We start from the raw sequence: 14,788 nt of genomic DNA, 5'->3' as shown, positions 1-14,788 counted from the left end.
CGCGGTAGTGGGCGAATGACTGAACCGAGAAACCTCCGTCGGTCGGGTGACCTCGATCGTGTGACATGCGACGATCCGGTGCCACACCGTGGTCCCCTACCGAGGAGTAGGTATGGCTGAATCATCGCGTGGCAGAACCCTCGTCCGAGCCCTCGTGGCCTTCGCCCTCGTCGCGGCGCCCGTGGTCGCCGCCGTCCCCGCGGTCGCTGCTGAGGCCGCGCCGTTGCCGAGCGGCGGCGTGATCAGCTTCGGCTGCGCCACATCCGGAAAGATGCACTGCCTGGGCAAGGCCATCCGGTCGCCGAAGGGTGCCGGCCCGCTGCTGACGTCGACGCCGGTCGGCTACGGCCCGGCCGAGATCCAGGCCGCGTACAACCTCGGCGGGCTGCACGCGAACGGCCGCACAGTGGCCATTGTGGACGCCATGGACGCGCCGACCGCGGAGGCCGATCTCGCGAAGTTCCGTGCGGCGCGCGGACTTCCGCCGTGCACGTCCGCCAGCGGCTGCTTCAGGAAGGTCAACCAGAACGGCGCCACGAGCCCGCTGCCGGCGGGCGACTACGGCTGGGCCGAGGAGATCAGCCTCGACCTCGACGCCGTGTCCGCGACCTGCCCGGACTGTCACATCCTGTTGGTGGAAGCCAATTCCGCGGACACCGACCCGCTGATGACGGCGGTCGACACGGCCGCGGCGACACCCGGCGTGGTGGCCATCTCCAACAGCTACGGCGGCACCGAGGACTCGACGATCCTCGCCGCCGACGCGCACCTGAACCACCCGGGCATCGCGGTGACGGCGTCGTCGGGCGACTCCGGGTACGGCGTGAGCTGGCCGGCGTCCTCGCCGTACGTCACGGCGGTCGGCGGCACGACGCTGAAGAAGGCCGCGGGCACCACGCGCGGCTGGTCGGAGACGACGTGGTCCGGCAGCGGCAGCGGGTGTTCGGCGCTGGAGGCCAAGCCGTCGTGGCAGCACGACACGGGCTGCGCCAAGCGGACCGTCGCCGACGTCTCGGCGGTCGCGGACCCGGCCACCGGGCTCGGCGTCTACGACACGTACAACAGCTGCGGCAGCTCGTCGTTCTGCGACCTGCTGCTGGCACTGGGCCTAGCCCAGGGCGCGGACGGCTGGGTCCAGGTCGGCGGCACGAGCCTGTCGTCGCCGGTGATCGCGAGCGTGTACGCGCTGGCGGGCACCGCGGTGACGTCGGGGTCGTACCCGTACGCCCACGCAGGCAGCCTGAACGACGTCACGTCGGGGTCGAACGGCAGCTGCGGCGGCACGTACCTCTGCACGGCGGGCACGGGTTACGACGGCCCGACCGGCCTGGGCACCCCGAACGGCACCGGCGGCTTCTGACGCATCTTCCCACCGACGAGTCCGCTGTGGACGATTTGGCCGGTTCGTCCACAGCGGACTCTTCGCGGCCGATCTTCCACGGACGGGTGACGTTCGTGCCGCGCGTTTTCGCGGATCCCGGGGTGGGGTGAGGATGACTGCATGCTGGACACCGACGTGCTGTCGACGACACGGCCGCGGGCGCTGGGCATCGACACGCCGCTCGGCGCCGTGCGGTTCGCCGTGCGCGTCGACGGGTGGGACGTGCCGGCGCGGCCGGAGCTGACCTGGGGCCTGGACTCCGGCGCGTGGCTGTGCCGGTGGCGGCACCGGTCCGTGCGGCTCGACGTGCTGTCCGGGCCGAGCGCGCCGCACCTGCCCGACGGCTACCCCGCCGTCACCCGGCAGACCACCATCTTCCGCGTGCTGGCGCGGGAACCGCTGAGCGAGTTCGCTGTCCAGGCCGAGCTGATCGGCGCCGAAGACGTGAGTCCCGCCGATGCCGGTTTCACGGCCGAGAGCGCCGACGCCGTGGTCACCGTCGGCGGCCCCGGCGTCGAGGTGCTGCGCGGGTGCGCGCGGGCCGGGCAGCACGTGCCGCCGTACTGGGCCGGGTCGCTCACCGAGGACACCGTCGAGCGGGAGGGCGCGCGGCTCACCTGGCAGCTCCCGGCCGTCGACCGCGGTGACTACGCCGACCTGTGGGTGTCGGCCGCGTGGAGCGCGCCGAGCGAGCACCCCGGCACGTGCCGCGCGGTGGACGTCGATCCGGCGCGGGTGCTGCGGGACCTCACGCACTGAGCTGTCACATCTCGCGCACGGGATCCGTCAAGGTGGTGAGGGCACCTGAGCGAAGGACGAGAACCGTGAACGACGCCGACTGGCTGGCGCACCGCTTCGAGACGCACCGCGAGCACCTGCGGGCCGTCGCCTACCGGATGCTGGGCTCGTTGAGCGAGGCCGACGACGCCGTGCAGGAGTCGTGGCTGCGGCTCAGCCGCAGTGACACCTCCGACGTCGAGAACCTGGCCGGCTGGCTCACCACCGTCGTCGGGCGCGTCTGCCTCGACATGCTGCGCTCGCGCAAGGCCCGGCGCGAGGAGTTCGTGCCGGACCCGATCATCACCCGCGAGGACGACGGACCCGAGGAGTCGGTGCTGCTGGCCGATTCCGTCGGCCTCGCGCTGCTGGTCGTGCTCGACACGCTCACCCCGGGCGAGCGGCTGGCGTTCGTGCTTCGCGACATGTTCGCGATGCCGTTCGAGGAGATCGCGCCGATCGTCGGCCGCTCCGAGGCGGCGACCCGCCAGCTCGCGAGCCGCGCGCGCCGGCGGGTGCAGGGCGCGCCGGTCGCGCCGGACCCGGACGTCGCCCGGCAGCGCGCGGTCGTCGACGCGTTCCTCGCCGCCGCCCGCGGTGGCGACTTCGAAGCGCTCGTCTCGGTGCTCGCCCCGGACGTCGTCCTGCGCGCGGACCGCGGCGCGGAGCGGGGTGGCTCGATCGAGGTCACCGGCGCGGCGGCGGTCGCCGACCAGGCCCTGACGTTCTCCCGCCTCGGCGCGGGCGGCGGTACGGTCCGGCGCGCCCTGGTCAACGGCGCGGCCGGCGTGGTGGCGACCCGCGAGGGCCGCCCGTTCTCGGTGCTCGGCTTCACGGTCGCGGGTGGCCGTATCGTGGCGATCGACATCCTCGCCGACCCGGCCCGGCTCGACCGGCTGGACCTGGCGGTGCTCGACTGAGCGCGCACTCTGTGGAGTTGATCCACTACGTGGTGCTACCATAGGGTGTATCGGCGCAAGGGGAGGGGTCGACATGGGGAAGCACGAGAAAAAGGACAGCGGTGACGCGAACACCACCACGGGCACCGAGAACTCCGGCGGTGAGCGGCAAGGGGGCAAGCACCGCAAGTGACCGCGGCGGTCACCACGCGAGGTCGGCCACCGCGCCCTTCTCGTCCGTGACCAGCGCGACCCGGTCCCGGTCGTCGAAGTGCAGGTACCGCCGGGCCCCGTCGGCGTGCCGCCGCACCGCCCCGGCGACCACGACCACCAGCTCGCCGTCCTCGATCGCGTAGAGCTCGTCCGGGGTCAGCGTCTCGTGGATGTCGGTGCCGTGGGTCACCAGCGTGCGGACCTGCCGGCCGGCGTGGTCGTAGCCGTACAGCTCGTTGACGCCGTCGTCGCCGTGCACCCCGCGCAGCCGGCCGAACGCGTCGCGGATCTCGATGCCGGCGGGCTGGTCCAGGCCTTCGACCGGCGCCGGCGGCGGGATCTCGCGCAGCAGGCCGCCCGGGCCGCGGACCACGTGCAGGCCGTTGCCGAAGTGCTCGCTGACGCCGTTCGCGTAGTGGACCGCGGTGCGCCGGCCGCGCACGTCGTACTGCACGGTGTCGACAAATCCCGGCACGCTCACCAGCCTGCTCACGTCGTCGTACTGGTACCGCACGGTCAGCCGGCCGTCCCCGGCGTCGGGGTAGGTCACCTGCGACAGCCGCCCGTCGGCGCGGCGGACGATGTCGAGCCGGTACTCGATCGCCACGTGCGCCGGGCGCCACCGCTTCGTGACGGCGTGCCCGAGCGCGTCGTAACCGAGCAGCGTGACGCCCGATTCGTCGGTCACGCGCACCAGCCGCCCGCAGCTGTGCGGGCCCGCTTCGAGCGGCACCGGGAGCCCGCCGTCGTGGTAGGTGAACGTGGTGACCGGCGGCCCGGCCGGGTCGTCGACCCGCACCGCGGCCACCCGGCCCGCCACGTCGTGGACGCGGTACACCGTGCGCCCGCCGGTGGTCCGCGCCTGGACCGAGTTCCCGGCCGCGTCCCGCACGTGGACAACACCGTCCGCGTCGCGCAGCACCCGCCCGAGCAGGTCGCGGACCGGCTCGACGGCTTCGGGAGCCGACGACGCGGGCTCGAACGTCCGGACCGAGCCGTCCGGGGCCGTCACCCGCACCGGGCGGGCCAGCGCGTCGTAGCGGTACTCGGTCGCCGGCGCGCGCCGGCCGCCGATCCGGAACGCCCGCGACGTCCGGCACACCAGGCCCCGCGCGCAGTACTCGTGGTGCTCGTCGACGACGTCGCCGAGGAGCTCGGCGTGCCGCCGCTGCAGCAGCCGCCCGGCGCCGTCGCGCACCTCCGCCGTCACGAGCACCTCCGCCTCGCCGGACACCGCGCGCTGCTCGGTGGTGACCCGCACCGGCCCGTGGTGGTGGTCGTAGCGGTGGCGCAACGTCGGCAGGTCCGCCGAATCGCCCGGCCGCACGACGGTTTCCGGGCGCCCCAAGGGATCGTGCGTCACGGTGGTCACCGCACCCGCCGGGTCGATCACCTCGCAGACCCGCGCCGTCCGGACGTCGTAGCGCGTCGCCGTGATGTTCCCGACCGGGTCCGTGGCCACCTCGGGGAAGCAGCGGTCCGCTGAAAACCGCACCTCGTGGCTGTCGCCGCGTGGTCCGGTGGTCGTGGTGCGCAGCCCGGTGACGTTGCCGACCCGCCGGTGGAACGTCGTGGTCCACCAGCCGGCCTCGCCGTCGCGGCGGTGGTAGCCGTGCCGGCCGAGGTCCGGCGGGATCGGGCCGTAGACGTCGGCGACGAGCGCGTCGGGGAGCACCAGCTCCTCCCGCGCGGTGAGCAGCCCCTGCGAGCCGGCGCTCCCGTCGGGACACTCGTCGTAGCGGAACAGCTTGTCCGACAACACCTTCCCGGCGCCGTCCAGCTCGCGGACCCGGGCGGGCAGCGCGGCGAAGCGGTGGTCGGGATCGGTCGCGTACGTCGTGCGCGTCTCGCGCACCGCGGGCTCCTGGCCGGGCCGCTCGGTCGTCTCCACCACCCGGACCGGGTTCCCGGCGGCGTCCAGGTCCGACTCCGTCGTGGTGACCGAGACCGGCTTCTCCTGGCGCTCGAACACCGTCGTCACCGACCTCGTCCACTGTGGACGTCCACTGTGCTCGATCCGGCGGTACGGCCGGACGGCGTCGGGCGAGTCGTCGAGGCCGTAGGTCTCCTCCTGCCGCAGCAGCCCGTCGTCGCCGAACCAGCGCACGGTCCGCAGGGTCGGCGCGTGCTCGTCGCCGAGGTCGTCCTGGACGACCCGGCCGAAGCCCGTGAAGGCGTCGCCGGACCGCCGCTCGTGGTACTCGAACTCGGTCGCGCCCGCGTGCCCGGTCGCCGACTCGCGGTGCGTGACGCGCCAGATCACCGGAACCGCTTCGACCGTCGTGTACTCGATCGCGGTGCGCAGGCCGATGCCGTTGTCGATCTCGCTCAGCCGCCCGGCACCCGCGAGGTCGCCGGGTTCGAGGGCGTACCACGGCAGCGGTTCGTCCTCGGCGTCGAGGAGCAGCACGCCGGAGCCGCTGCTCGCGCGGGCCCGGGCCGGGACCGGGACCCGTGGCGCGGCCGGTGGATCCGCACGGGCGTAGGCGAGCCGCAGCAGCGGCGCGGCCGCTTCGGCGCCGCGCGCGTCGAAGCCGGTCAGCGCGACGGACGTCAGCACGGAAGCGCCGTCGTCGACGTCGTAACCGAGGGTCCAGCGGCGGACGAGCGGGCGCGCGGCGGCCGGCACCCGCAGCTCGATCCGGGAGCAGCGCAACGCCGTCGTCACGCGGTCGGCGTGCAGGACGTCCGGCCGCGGCTCGTACGCGAAGTCCACTTCGTACGGTCCGTAGGAGATGCGCGCGAGGTACGCCTGCCCGCTGTGGTGCGCCCAGCCGAAGGCCGTGGTGTTGCCCAAGGCGTCTTCGGTCCGCTCGAGGTGCCAGGCGTGGGTGCCGGACCGGCCGCCGTCGGAGGTGCCGAGGAAGTGCCGGGCGCCCGACCGCGCGGTGAGCACGAAACCCTCGCCGCGGCGGGCCAGCCGGCCGCTCGTCCGGCTCCGCGCGCGGCCGTCGTCCAGCCGGACGTTCGGCAGCGGCACGGCGAACCCCGCGCCGAACGGGCCGTTCGGCGCGCCGGTGACGTACCGCAGGGCCAGCGCCGGCGCGATGCCGCCCGGGCCGGCCGGCAGGTCGAGCGGGACGGCGAAACTCCCGCCCCCGGTCGCGGGTTCCGGTGTGAAGGCGCCGCCCAGCCCGCGGACCCGTGCGGGCTGGGCCGCGTCCTGGACGCTCGACCGGAGCAGAGCCATGGCGATCTCCCCGAATGCCGGGCGGCGCGGGTGCGCCACCGGTGACTTCCGAGGTCCAAGTGGGTGAGTCGGCGACGCCAGATACGTCGTCACCCGTTTGCCGTCGTAGTTACGCATTCGTGACGTCCGTGCCGTATCCCGGGTGCGGCTGCCCGGTCTTTCCCGAGTAACCACACGTGATCAATGGCGGGGGCGAACGAGAGGGTGGACCCGATGGTGGTCAGGTTCGTGAGGGACGAGGGCTCCAGAGCACCGAAGGAGGATCCCGGCACGCTCAACGAGCTCCCGGCACCGCCGAGGCAGCTGCTCGACCGGCACGGCGCGCGGGTGCTCGACCCGGCGACGTCGACGGCGGTGCCGGGCCGGCCGGTGCCGCGCACGACCGTGTACCGGCCGGGGGTGTTCCTCATGCCGAACCGGTACCTGCACGACCAGGGGACCCTCGACGCGGTCAACGGCGTGCTCGCCCGCATCGGCATCTACGCCGAGCCGGCCGACCGCGGCGGCGACACCAAGGCGAGCGCCCGGGCCCGGCAGCTCGAAGACCTGCCCGTGCGGGCACTGCTCCACGTGCGCGAGGACTCCGACCCCGTCGTCGTCGACTGCTGGAAGGCCGTGCAGCTGCTGCGGGGCGCGTCGGCGGGCGAGAACCCGGAGATCGACCCCGAGATCGTTGCGAAGATTTCCGTTGAGCACCTGGTGTTCTCGACGCCGGTGTTCGGCGGCGTGCCGTGGGAGACCAGCGGCCTCGGCGGAACCCCGTGGGAGACCAGCGGGTTCGGTGCCGGCAGCTCGTACGGCCGGACGCGCGGCGCCAACCGGATCCCGGTGACGCTGTCGGCGGCCCCGCCCCACCGCAGCGCCGAGCCCGCGCACCGGCGTCCGGTCGTCGCGGTGCTCGACACCGGCATCGGCCCGCACCCGTGGTTCGGGCTGGCCGACCGCAGCGGCCCCCCGCCCGCCGACAGCGGGCTGCGCGTCGCGCCGGACATCCAGGCCGCGATCCTGCAGGCGGAGAGCGACTCCGGCGTCACCGTGCCGACCCAGCTGCTCAGCGACTACTGGGACGCGCCGACGACCGGCCAGCCGCTGATCGGCGACGTCGACACCGACACCGGCCACGGCCTGTTCATCGCCGGCATCATCCGGCAGGCCTGCCCCGAAGCCGACACCCTCGCGATCCGCGTCGTGCACAGCGACGGCGTCGCGTACGAAGGTGATGTGCTGCTCGCGCTGCACCTGCTGGCCGACCGCGTGCGGAGCGCGCAGGCGGACAACCGGCCCGAGGACATGGTCGACATCGTCTCGCTGTCGCTGGGCTACTACGAGGAGAACCCGGTCGACGTCGCCTACACCGGCCAGTTCGCCGCGGCGATCACCGAGCTGACCGACCTCGGCGTGCTCGTCGTCGCCGCGGCGGGCAACGACGCCACCACCCGCCGCTTCTACCCGGCGGCCTTCGCCGACCAGCCGCCCGGCCCGAACGGCGGCCCGCCGGTGATCAGCGTCGGCGCGCTCAACCCCGACCGCACCGCCAGCAAGGCGCTGTTCTCCAACGAGGGCCCGTGGGTCCGCTGCTGGGCGACCGGCGCGGGCGTCGTCAGCACCTACCCGGACGACGTCCGCGGTACGGCGTCGGCCGACCACGAAGTGCCGGACCAGGGCCGCAACTCGTTCGACCCGGACGACTACAGCGCCGGCTTCGCGGTGTGGGACGGCACGTCGTTCGCCGCGCCGCTCGCCGCCGCCGAGATCGGCAAGGCGCTGCTCAAGACCGCGGGCGCCGACCTCGCGACGGTCGAGCGCGACACCGTCGTCAAGCGGGCTTGGACCGCGCTGGGCGCACTGTGACCGTGGCCAAGACGGACCACGAACGGGTCGCCACGCTGTTCGACGCCGCGCGGGACGGGGACCGCGCGGCGCTGGACGAACTCGTCGTCCTGCTCACGCCGCTGCTCTGGCAGGTGGCGCGTGATCAGGGCCTGGACGTCGATCAGGCGTCGGACGTCGTGCAGACGGCGTGGCTGCGCCTGCTCGGCTCGTTCGCGGAGATCCGCTCGCCGGTGGCGCTCACCGGCTGGCTGATCACCGTCACGAAGCGGGAAGCCTGGCGTACGGGGGAAAAACGCCGGCTTGAACGGCCGTTGCCGGAACTGCCGGAGCGGCTCGCCGAAGCATCACCGGCACCCGAGGAGGGGGTGCTGCGCGACGACCAGCGCGCGCGGTTGTGGCGCGCGGTCGACCAGCTGCCCGAACGCTGCCGCAGCCTGCTGCGGATCGTGGCGTTCGTGCACCGGCCGGACTACGCCGAAGTCGGCGTCCGGCTGGGCATGCCGAGGGGGAGTATCGGCCCGACCAGGGGACGCTGTCTCGCGCGCCTGCGTGAGCAGCTACTCGCCAACGGCGAAGGAGATTGGCTGTGACCACCGTCGAACCAGCAGGCGCGAACGAGCCCTTGGACGAGCTCGACCTCCGGCTGCTGGCCGGGGTGCGCGAGCTGTGGGAAGACGCCGACCCGATGCCCGCCACGCTGGTGGACCAGATCCGGTTCGCGATCCAGCTCGAGGACATCGACCTGGAAGTGATGCGGATCCGGGAACAGGAGGGACTCGTCGCCGCCCGCAGCGCCGCCGAGCAGGGCAGGCTGATCACGTTCGACAGCGAAAGCCTGACCATCATGGTGAACGTCAGCCCGGAACAGGCGGGCACGATCCGCCTGGACGGCTGGCTCACCCCACCGGCCGAGCACCCGATCGAGGTCCGCACCAGCGGCGGCCCGCTGACCACGACGTCCGACCCCGAAGGCCGGTTCGCGGTCTGCGGTGTCCCGCACGGAATGGTGCAGGTCCTGGTCCGCACACTCGGCCGGTCGAGGACGGTGAGCACCCCGGCCATCGAGTTGTGACCCGCTCCTGTCGGCCATAAGTTCGTCGGTGGGCTGCTCGTTGAGCAGCCATGACGTGCGCGGGAGCAACCATGGCCGGAGTCGGCGACTTGTCGTCGGCCGTCCGGAAGGTTTTGCGCGAGCTGCCTCCCGGCGGCCTGGAACGAGCTGCTGATCTTGCCGACGAAGCCCGGCAGGCACTCACGCGGCTGGGTTCCGAGCAGCCCGAGGTCCGGCAAGCGGTGGCGGGCTTCGAGCGGGTGGCAGCGGGCGCGAGCGCTCTTCGGCAGGTTGTCGACTGCGCGGCTGGGTTGTTGACCGGCTATTTGGACAGGCTGGGTGTCAGTGAACCGCCACCGGCGGGCGCGGGCACCGCGGTCGGTCCCGTGCCTTCGACGGCCGCCGGCAAACCCGCGGTGAGTCCCTCGAAGCCGGACGGTCAGCGCCTCACCCGCGAGCAGGCGGAAGCCCTGCAGGCCGGTATGCCGCCGCTCGTCACCGGCAACACGGGGGCCAAGACGCACGGCCGTTGGGTGGACGAGCACGGTCGGACGCACGAGATCGTCAGCGGCTTGGACGACGACTCCGCCGAGGCCGTCCGCCTGCTCCGCGAACACGGCATACCTCCGCGTGGTCACCTCGCCGCGACGGCCGATGTCGAACAGAAACTGGCCGCGCGAATGGTGCGGGAAGGCCGGAACTACCGCAAGACGTTCACCGGAGGAGCGAAACCGTGGTCACGCTAGAGGTCTGGTACAACCAGGAGCCGGACAACGACCATGCCGACGGTGACCCGGCAATCCTCGTGAGTTCGGCGGCCGAATTGGATGCCCTCATCGCGCAGGTCCAGGCGGACACCAAAGACGTTCCGGTGCCGTCGATGGTGGAATGCAGTGTTGCCGGAGATCCGAAGCAGGGCGTATTCGACATGGGCATCGGGCAGGACAGAGGCTTTGTCGTGTTCATGACGCCGGAGGCGGTGCAGACGCAAGGCGACGGAGATCCAGCCGAATACGTCACGTACGACTACATGGCGCATGTGCGGGAAATCCCGGCCGGGTGCGAAGTGGCGATGGACGAGGTGCGGCGGGTCGCGCGGCACTTCTTGGAGACCGGGAGCGTCCCTGCGGGGCTGGCTTCCGCCCCGTCCGTTTGAGACCTCGGCGTGGCGCGCGGCCGGGGCTGGATCCGCCCGGGCCGGGGCGCGGCGCGAGGACGGTGAGCACCCCGGCCATCGAGTTGTGACCCGCTCTTCGCGAGCGCTCAAAAACGCGAGCACCGCGAGGTAGGATCCGGCCGGGGGAACGGTTCCCGGCCGGAAGGGCTGCCTGTGCGCACCGAGGTCGCCTCGCCGAAGGTCGAAGACCGGGTGCGCGACCTGCACAAGCGCGCGGTCGCGGCGACCAACGACGGCCAGCCGGTGGTCGGCGGGCGGCTGATCCGCGCCGCCGCGCGGTTGCTCGGCCTGCCCGCGACGTCCGCGCCGGAAGACTGGCCGGGGTGGACGGACCTCGCCACGCGCGTCCTCGGCACCTACGCGGCCGTCGAAACGGCGCTCGGCAACAGCACCCGCGGCCTCGCGCTGCTCGACGAGGCCGACGTCCTCGTGTCAGACGCCGGGCGCGGGATCCTGCGCCAGCAACGGGGTCTGGTGCTCATCCTGATCGGCCGGATGGACGAGGCCCTCGACTGTTTCGACGAGGCGATCCCGTTGCTGCGGCAGGCGGGCGAGTTCGTCGTGCTGGCCCGGACCCTGCTCAATCGCGCGATGCTGCACCAGTACGCCGGGCGCGTCCGGCTCGCCCTCGCCGACCTCGACCAGTGCGAGCAGATCGGCGCCGGCCAGTCCGAAGAAGAGGGCCTGGCCAGGATCTTCGCGAAGGCGGCGCACGGCCGCGGCCAGGCGCGTGTGCTGACCGGCGACATCCCGGGCGCCTTGCGCGACTTCGACGCGGCGAGCGGCTTCTACGCCGAGCAGAGCGTCGGGATGCTGCCGGTGCTGGCCGTCGACAAGGCCCGCGCGCTGCTCGCGGCCGGGCTGCCCAACGAGGCCGCGGCCGAGCTCGGTGCGGCGCTGGAACAGTTCCCGCGGCTGCGGATGAACCAGGAACACGCCGAGGCCGAGCTGACCCGCGCGCTGGCCGCGCTGGCGAGCGGGGAGACGTCGACCGCGCGCAGCTGGGCCGGGCGCGCCGAGCGTCGATTTCGTCGAAGGGGCAACGAAACCTGGGCGGCGGTCGCCCAGCTGACCGTGCTGCGCGCGGACTTCGCGGCCGGCCGCCGGATCGCCCGCGTCGCCGCCGACGCGACGTCGCTGGCCGCCAGGCTCACCGCGCTGGGCCTGCGCAACGACGCGGAGATCGCCGCGCTGCTCGGCGCCCGGGCCCGGATCGTGCTGGGCGACCTCGACGGCGCCCGCGCCGGCATCGCCGCGCGCGACCGCCGCACCGCGCCGCTGGAGAACCGCCTCTTCCGGCGGCTGGCGCTGGCCGAGCTCGGGGCGGCGACCGGCAACCGGCGCGTGACGTTCGCGAACGCGCGGGCCGGGCTGACGCAGCTGCAGCGCCACCGCAGCCGGTTCGGCAGCGTCGACCTGAAGACCGGGACGACGTCGCTGGGCAAGGAACTCGCCGACGCCGGCCTCGCCGCGGCGCTCGCCCAGCGGTCGCCGGGGGTGGTGTTCCGGTGGCTCGACCGGTCGCGCGCCCAGGCGTTCCGGTTCCGGCCGGTGCGCCCGCCCGCGCACCCGCAGACCGTCGACGCCGTCGCCGAGCTGCGGTACCTCTCGATGCAGATCCGCGCCGGCGAGCTGTCCGGGAAGCCGGACGCGCAGGCCGTGAAGCGTTGTGCCGCACTGGAACACGAGATCCGCGCCAAGGGCTGGCAGGCCGAGGGCACCGACGAGGACCACCCGGAAGCGAAGCTGCGCGAGGTCGGCGACGAGCTCGCGGCGAGCGGCAGCGCGATGGTGTGCTTCCTCGCCGACCACGGCGCGTTGTGCGCGCAGGTGATCGCCGACCACCGGGTCGCGCTGATCGAGCTGGGCCCGGCGGCGGCGGTCGCGGAGCCGGTCGCGCGGCTGCACAGCGACCTCGACGCCCTATGCGGCCGCCAGCTGCCGCCGCAGCTGGACCACGTCATCCGCCGGTCGGTGCGCACCCAGGTCACGGCGCTCGACGCGATCCTCCTGAAGCCGCTGGCCGCGCGGCTGGGCGACCTCGACGTCGTCGTCGTGCCGACCGGCGCGCTGTCCGCGATCCCGTGGGGGCTGCTGCCGACGCTGCGCGGCCGCCCGGTGACCGTGACGCCGTCGTCGTCGGCCTGGCTCGACGCCGGCCGCCGGCCGCGGCGCGCGACCGGGGCGCCGCTGCTGGTCGCGGGCTCGGACCTGACCCACGCCGACGCCGAGGTGTCCCGGCTGGCCGCGCTCTACCCGGAGGCCGCGGTGCTGACCGGCCCGGACGCGACGGTCGCGGCAACGCTCAAGGCGTTCGACGGCTGCCGCCTGGCGCACTTCGCCGCGCACGGCCACCACGAGCAGGAGAACGTGCTGTTCTCCCGGCTCAACCTGGCCGACGGGCCGCTGATGGCCTACGACGTCCAGCAGCTTTCGACGGCCCCGGAGCAGGTGGTGCTGTCCTCGTGCGACGTCGGCCAGACGGTCGTCCGCGCGGGTGACGAGGTCCTGGGTTTCACGGCGGCGCTGCTCTACGGCGGCAGCCGGACGGTGGTCTCGAGCGTGGCCCGCGTCGACGACCGGACCGCGGGTGGCGTGATGCTGGCCTACCACCGGGCCCTGTCGTCGGGAACACCCCCGGCCCGCGCACTGGCCGACGCCGCCCAGGCCGAGCCGCTGATGCCGTTCGTGTGCTTCGGCCGCAGCTGAGCTTGCTTCCGCTGTTGTGGCGGCGGGGATGCTCGCACTGACGGCGTGCGGTTCGGCCGCGCCTGCCGCGCCGCAGACGTCTTCGGCAGCCGCGACGAAGGTGGCGCGCCGAAGGAGAGCCAGGACGCGAAGGGCCAGTTCGACGTGCCGCTGACGTTCAAGAACACCTCGGCCCGCACCTGCGGCCTGCACGGCGTCCCGGGCGTCGACCTGATCGGCCCGGACGACTCAGCGACGCATCCGGGCAGCTACGTCAACGGCATCCTCGCCGGGTGAGCGTTCTTTCTTTTCGACGTCTCACCCGGGCCGGGGTTGCTTTCGGGTGATCGACCCCATCGGGACGCATCCTCGGTGATCACTTGGGCATCTTCCTCATGAGTCCGAAAGTTGTTGACGGAACGAGGGAGAGCACCATGAAGCGCACTGTTACCGCGATCGCCGTCGGTGGCCTGGTGGCCGGGGGCCTGTTCCTGGCGGCCGGCGCCGCGAACGCCATGCCGAGCGACACCCCGTGCGGCGCGTCCGACGTGCACGTGACGGTCGCGAAGGACCCGTCGAACGCGGCGGGCCACGAGGCGTACGTCCTGACCTACACCGCGACCTCGCCGACCACGAACTGCAAGCTCCAGGGCGCGCCGACGGCGTTGACCTTCGTCGCCGACGGGCAGCGGCTGCCGATCGCCACCACGGTCGACGGGGCCGAGGCGCTGCCGGTGAACCTGCGTGCCGGCCACCCGGCCGTGTCGCGGATCGTGCAGCGCTCGGCCGCGACGCCGTCACCGGTCGTGCCGACGACCGTCACGTTCGACCTGCCGACCGGCCCGTACGGCCAGCCGGTGAGCGTCGACTGGCCGGCCGGTGCGCCGGTCAAGGGTGACTCCGTGCAGGTCACGCCCGTCAGCAGCTGAATCTCGCCGGCTTTCCGGACACAGGGAGGAATGTCATGAAGCGCATCTTGACGGGGATCGGGGCCGCGGCGGGGATGGCCGCGTTGACCGCTTGTGGCGCGGCGGGGGCCGCGACGCAGCCGTCGTCCGGCGCGGCGGGGGCCGCGGGGACGGCCGGGGGCGCCGTGGCTCCGGCCGCGTCCACCGCGACGCCGCGCTGCACCACCGCCGACCTGGCGGTCTCGCTGGGCAAACCGGCCGGGAAGACCGACGCGCCGGGCCAGTTCGACGTGCCGCTGACCTACCGCAACACCTCGGACCACACGTGCGGCCTGTACGGCGTCCCGGGCGTCGACTTGGTGGGCCCGGACGACGCGACGTTCGGCCCGGTCTACCACCTGCCGCGCGAGGACAACGGCGTGAAGTACAACGAGGTCCCGGCCGGCACCACGGCGTCGGCGACGATCACGGTCCTGACGCCGTCGGAGGGCGGCGCGTCCTGGACGCCGACGTCGCTCAAGACGATCCCGCCGGGCCAGACCCAGCCGCTGACCGCGGACTGGCCGGCCGACCTCCCGGTCCTGCGCCAGGACGCGGCGACCCACCCGGGCACCTACGTGAACGGCATCCTCGCCGACCCGGCCTGACCCGTCCCCGAGCGCCCCGAGGCC

13 protein-coding genes are annotated in these 14,788 nt (G+C 73.4%); 12 read left to right on the top strand and 1 reads right to left on the bottom strand.

The genetic code is table 11. From position 1 onward, the window contains the following. Window positions 1–112: 112 nt before the first annotated feature. The 3 genes from OG439_RS34490 to OG439_RS34480 all read left to right on the top strand — a co-directional run bounded on the left by OG439_RS34490 (window position 113) and on the right by OG439_RS34480 (window position 3,078). Window positions 113–1,360, top strand: a complete 1,248-nt coding sequence (locus OG439_RS34490; RefSeq protein WP_326944819.1) for a S53 family peptidase — start codon at window positions 113–115, stop codon at window positions 1,358–1,360. A 141-nt stretch (window positions 1,361–1,501) separates the two neighbouring features. Then, window positions 1,502–2,140 carry a hypothetical protein gene (locus tag OG439_RS34485; protein ID WP_326944818.1) on the top strand — a complete coding sequence of 213 codons (639 nt, stop codon included), beginning with the start codon at window positions 1,502–1,504 and terminating at the stop codon, window positions 2,138–2,140. 65 nt (window positions 2,141–2,205) lie between these two features. Continuing rightward, the gene (locus OG439_RS34480) at window positions 2,206–3,078 is read left to right on the top strand and encodes a sigma-70 family RNA polymerase sigma factor (RefSeq protein WP_326944817.1); all 873 of its coding nucleotides are present in this window, start codon (window positions 2,206–2,208) and stop codon (window positions 3,076–3,078) included. A gap of 181 nt (window positions 3,079–3,259) precedes the next feature. On the opposite strand, the gene OG439_RS34475 is transcribed toward OG439_RS34480, so the two are convergent. Next, window positions 3,260–6,460 (bottom strand): SpvB/TcaC N-terminal domain-containing protein, encoded by a 3,201-nt coding sequence (locus OG439_RS34475; protein ID WP_326944816.1) that lies wholly within the window; start codon window positions 6,458–6,460, stop codon window positions 3,260–3,262. A 213-nt stretch (window positions 6,461–6,673) separates the two neighbouring features. On the opposite strand from OG439_RS34475, the gene OG439_RS34470 reads away from it, so the two are divergent. The 9 genes from OG439_RS34470 (at window position 6,674) to OG439_RS34430 (ending at window position 14,764) form a co-directional block, all read left to right on the top strand. After that, window positions 6,674–8,311 (top strand): S8 family peptidase, encoded by a 1,638-nt coding sequence (locus tag OG439_RS34470; RefSeq protein WP_326944815.1) that lies wholly within the window; start codon window positions 6,674–6,676, stop codon window positions 8,309–8,311. Next, window positions 8,308–8,883, top strand: coding sequence for an RNA polymerase sigma factor (locus tag OG439_RS34465; protein ID WP_326944814.1), 576 nt, complete (start codon window positions 8,308–8,310; stop codon window positions 8,881–8,883). The genes OG439_RS34470 and OG439_RS34465 overlap by 4 nt, the downstream gene beginning before the upstream one ends. Beyond that, window positions 8,880–9,365, top strand: coding sequence for a hypothetical protein (locus tag OG439_RS34460; protein WP_247058680.1), 486 nt, complete (start codon window positions 8,880–8,882; stop codon window positions 9,363–9,365). Before OG439_RS34465 ends, OG439_RS34460 begins: the two co-directional genes overlap by 4 nt. Window positions 9,366–9,436: 71 nt before the next feature. Beyond that, entirely contained in the window at window positions 9,437–10,090 is a 654-nt protein-coding gene (locus tag OG439_RS34455) for a DddA-like double-stranded DNA deaminase toxin (protein WP_326944813.1), read from the top strand. Then, window positions 10,078–10,500, top strand: coding sequence for an Imm1 family immunity protein (locus OG439_RS34450; RefSeq protein ID WP_326944812.1), 423 nt, complete (start codon window positions 10,078–10,080; stop codon window positions 10,498–10,500). The genes OG439_RS34455 and OG439_RS34450 overlap by 13 nt, the downstream gene beginning before the upstream one ends. Window positions 10,501–10,674: 174 nt before the next feature. Continuing rightward, the gene (locus OG439_RS34445) at window positions 10,675–13,230 is read left to right on the top strand and encodes a CHAT domain-containing protein (protein WP_326944811.1); all 2,556 of its coding nucleotides are present in this window, start codon (window positions 10,675–10,677) and stop codon (window positions 13,228–13,230) included. A 45-nt stretch (window positions 13,231–13,275) separates the two neighbouring features. Next, complete coding sequence (locus OG439_RS34440) at window positions 13,276–13,506, top strand: DUF4232 domain-containing protein (protein WP_326944810.1); 231 nt, start codon at window positions 13,276–13,278, stop codon at window positions 13,504–13,506. A gap of 137 nt (window positions 13,507–13,643) precedes the next feature. Beyond that, window positions 13,644–14,138, top strand: coding sequence for a DUF4232 domain-containing protein (locus tag OG439_RS34435; RefSeq protein ID WP_326944809.1), 495 nt, complete (start codon window positions 13,644–13,646; stop codon window positions 14,136–14,138). Between the two features lie 35 nt (window positions 14,139–14,173). Beyond that, window positions 14,174–14,764 carry a DUF4232 domain-containing protein gene (locus OG439_RS34430; protein ID WP_326944808.1) on the top strand — a complete coding sequence of 197 codons (591 nt, stop codon included), beginning with the start codon at window positions 14,174–14,176 and terminating at the stop codon, window positions 14,762–14,764. Window positions 14,765–14,788 lie beyond the last annotated feature (24 nt).

The sequence above is a fragment of the Amycolatopsis sp. NBC_01307 genome (assembly GCF_035975215.1).
Classification (GTDB): Bacteria; Actinomycetota; Actinomycetes; order Mycobacteriales; family Pseudonocardiaceae; genus Amycolatopsis.
Note: the sequence above shows the minus strand (reverse complement) of the source record. Positions and strands in the feature narration are given on the sequence as shown.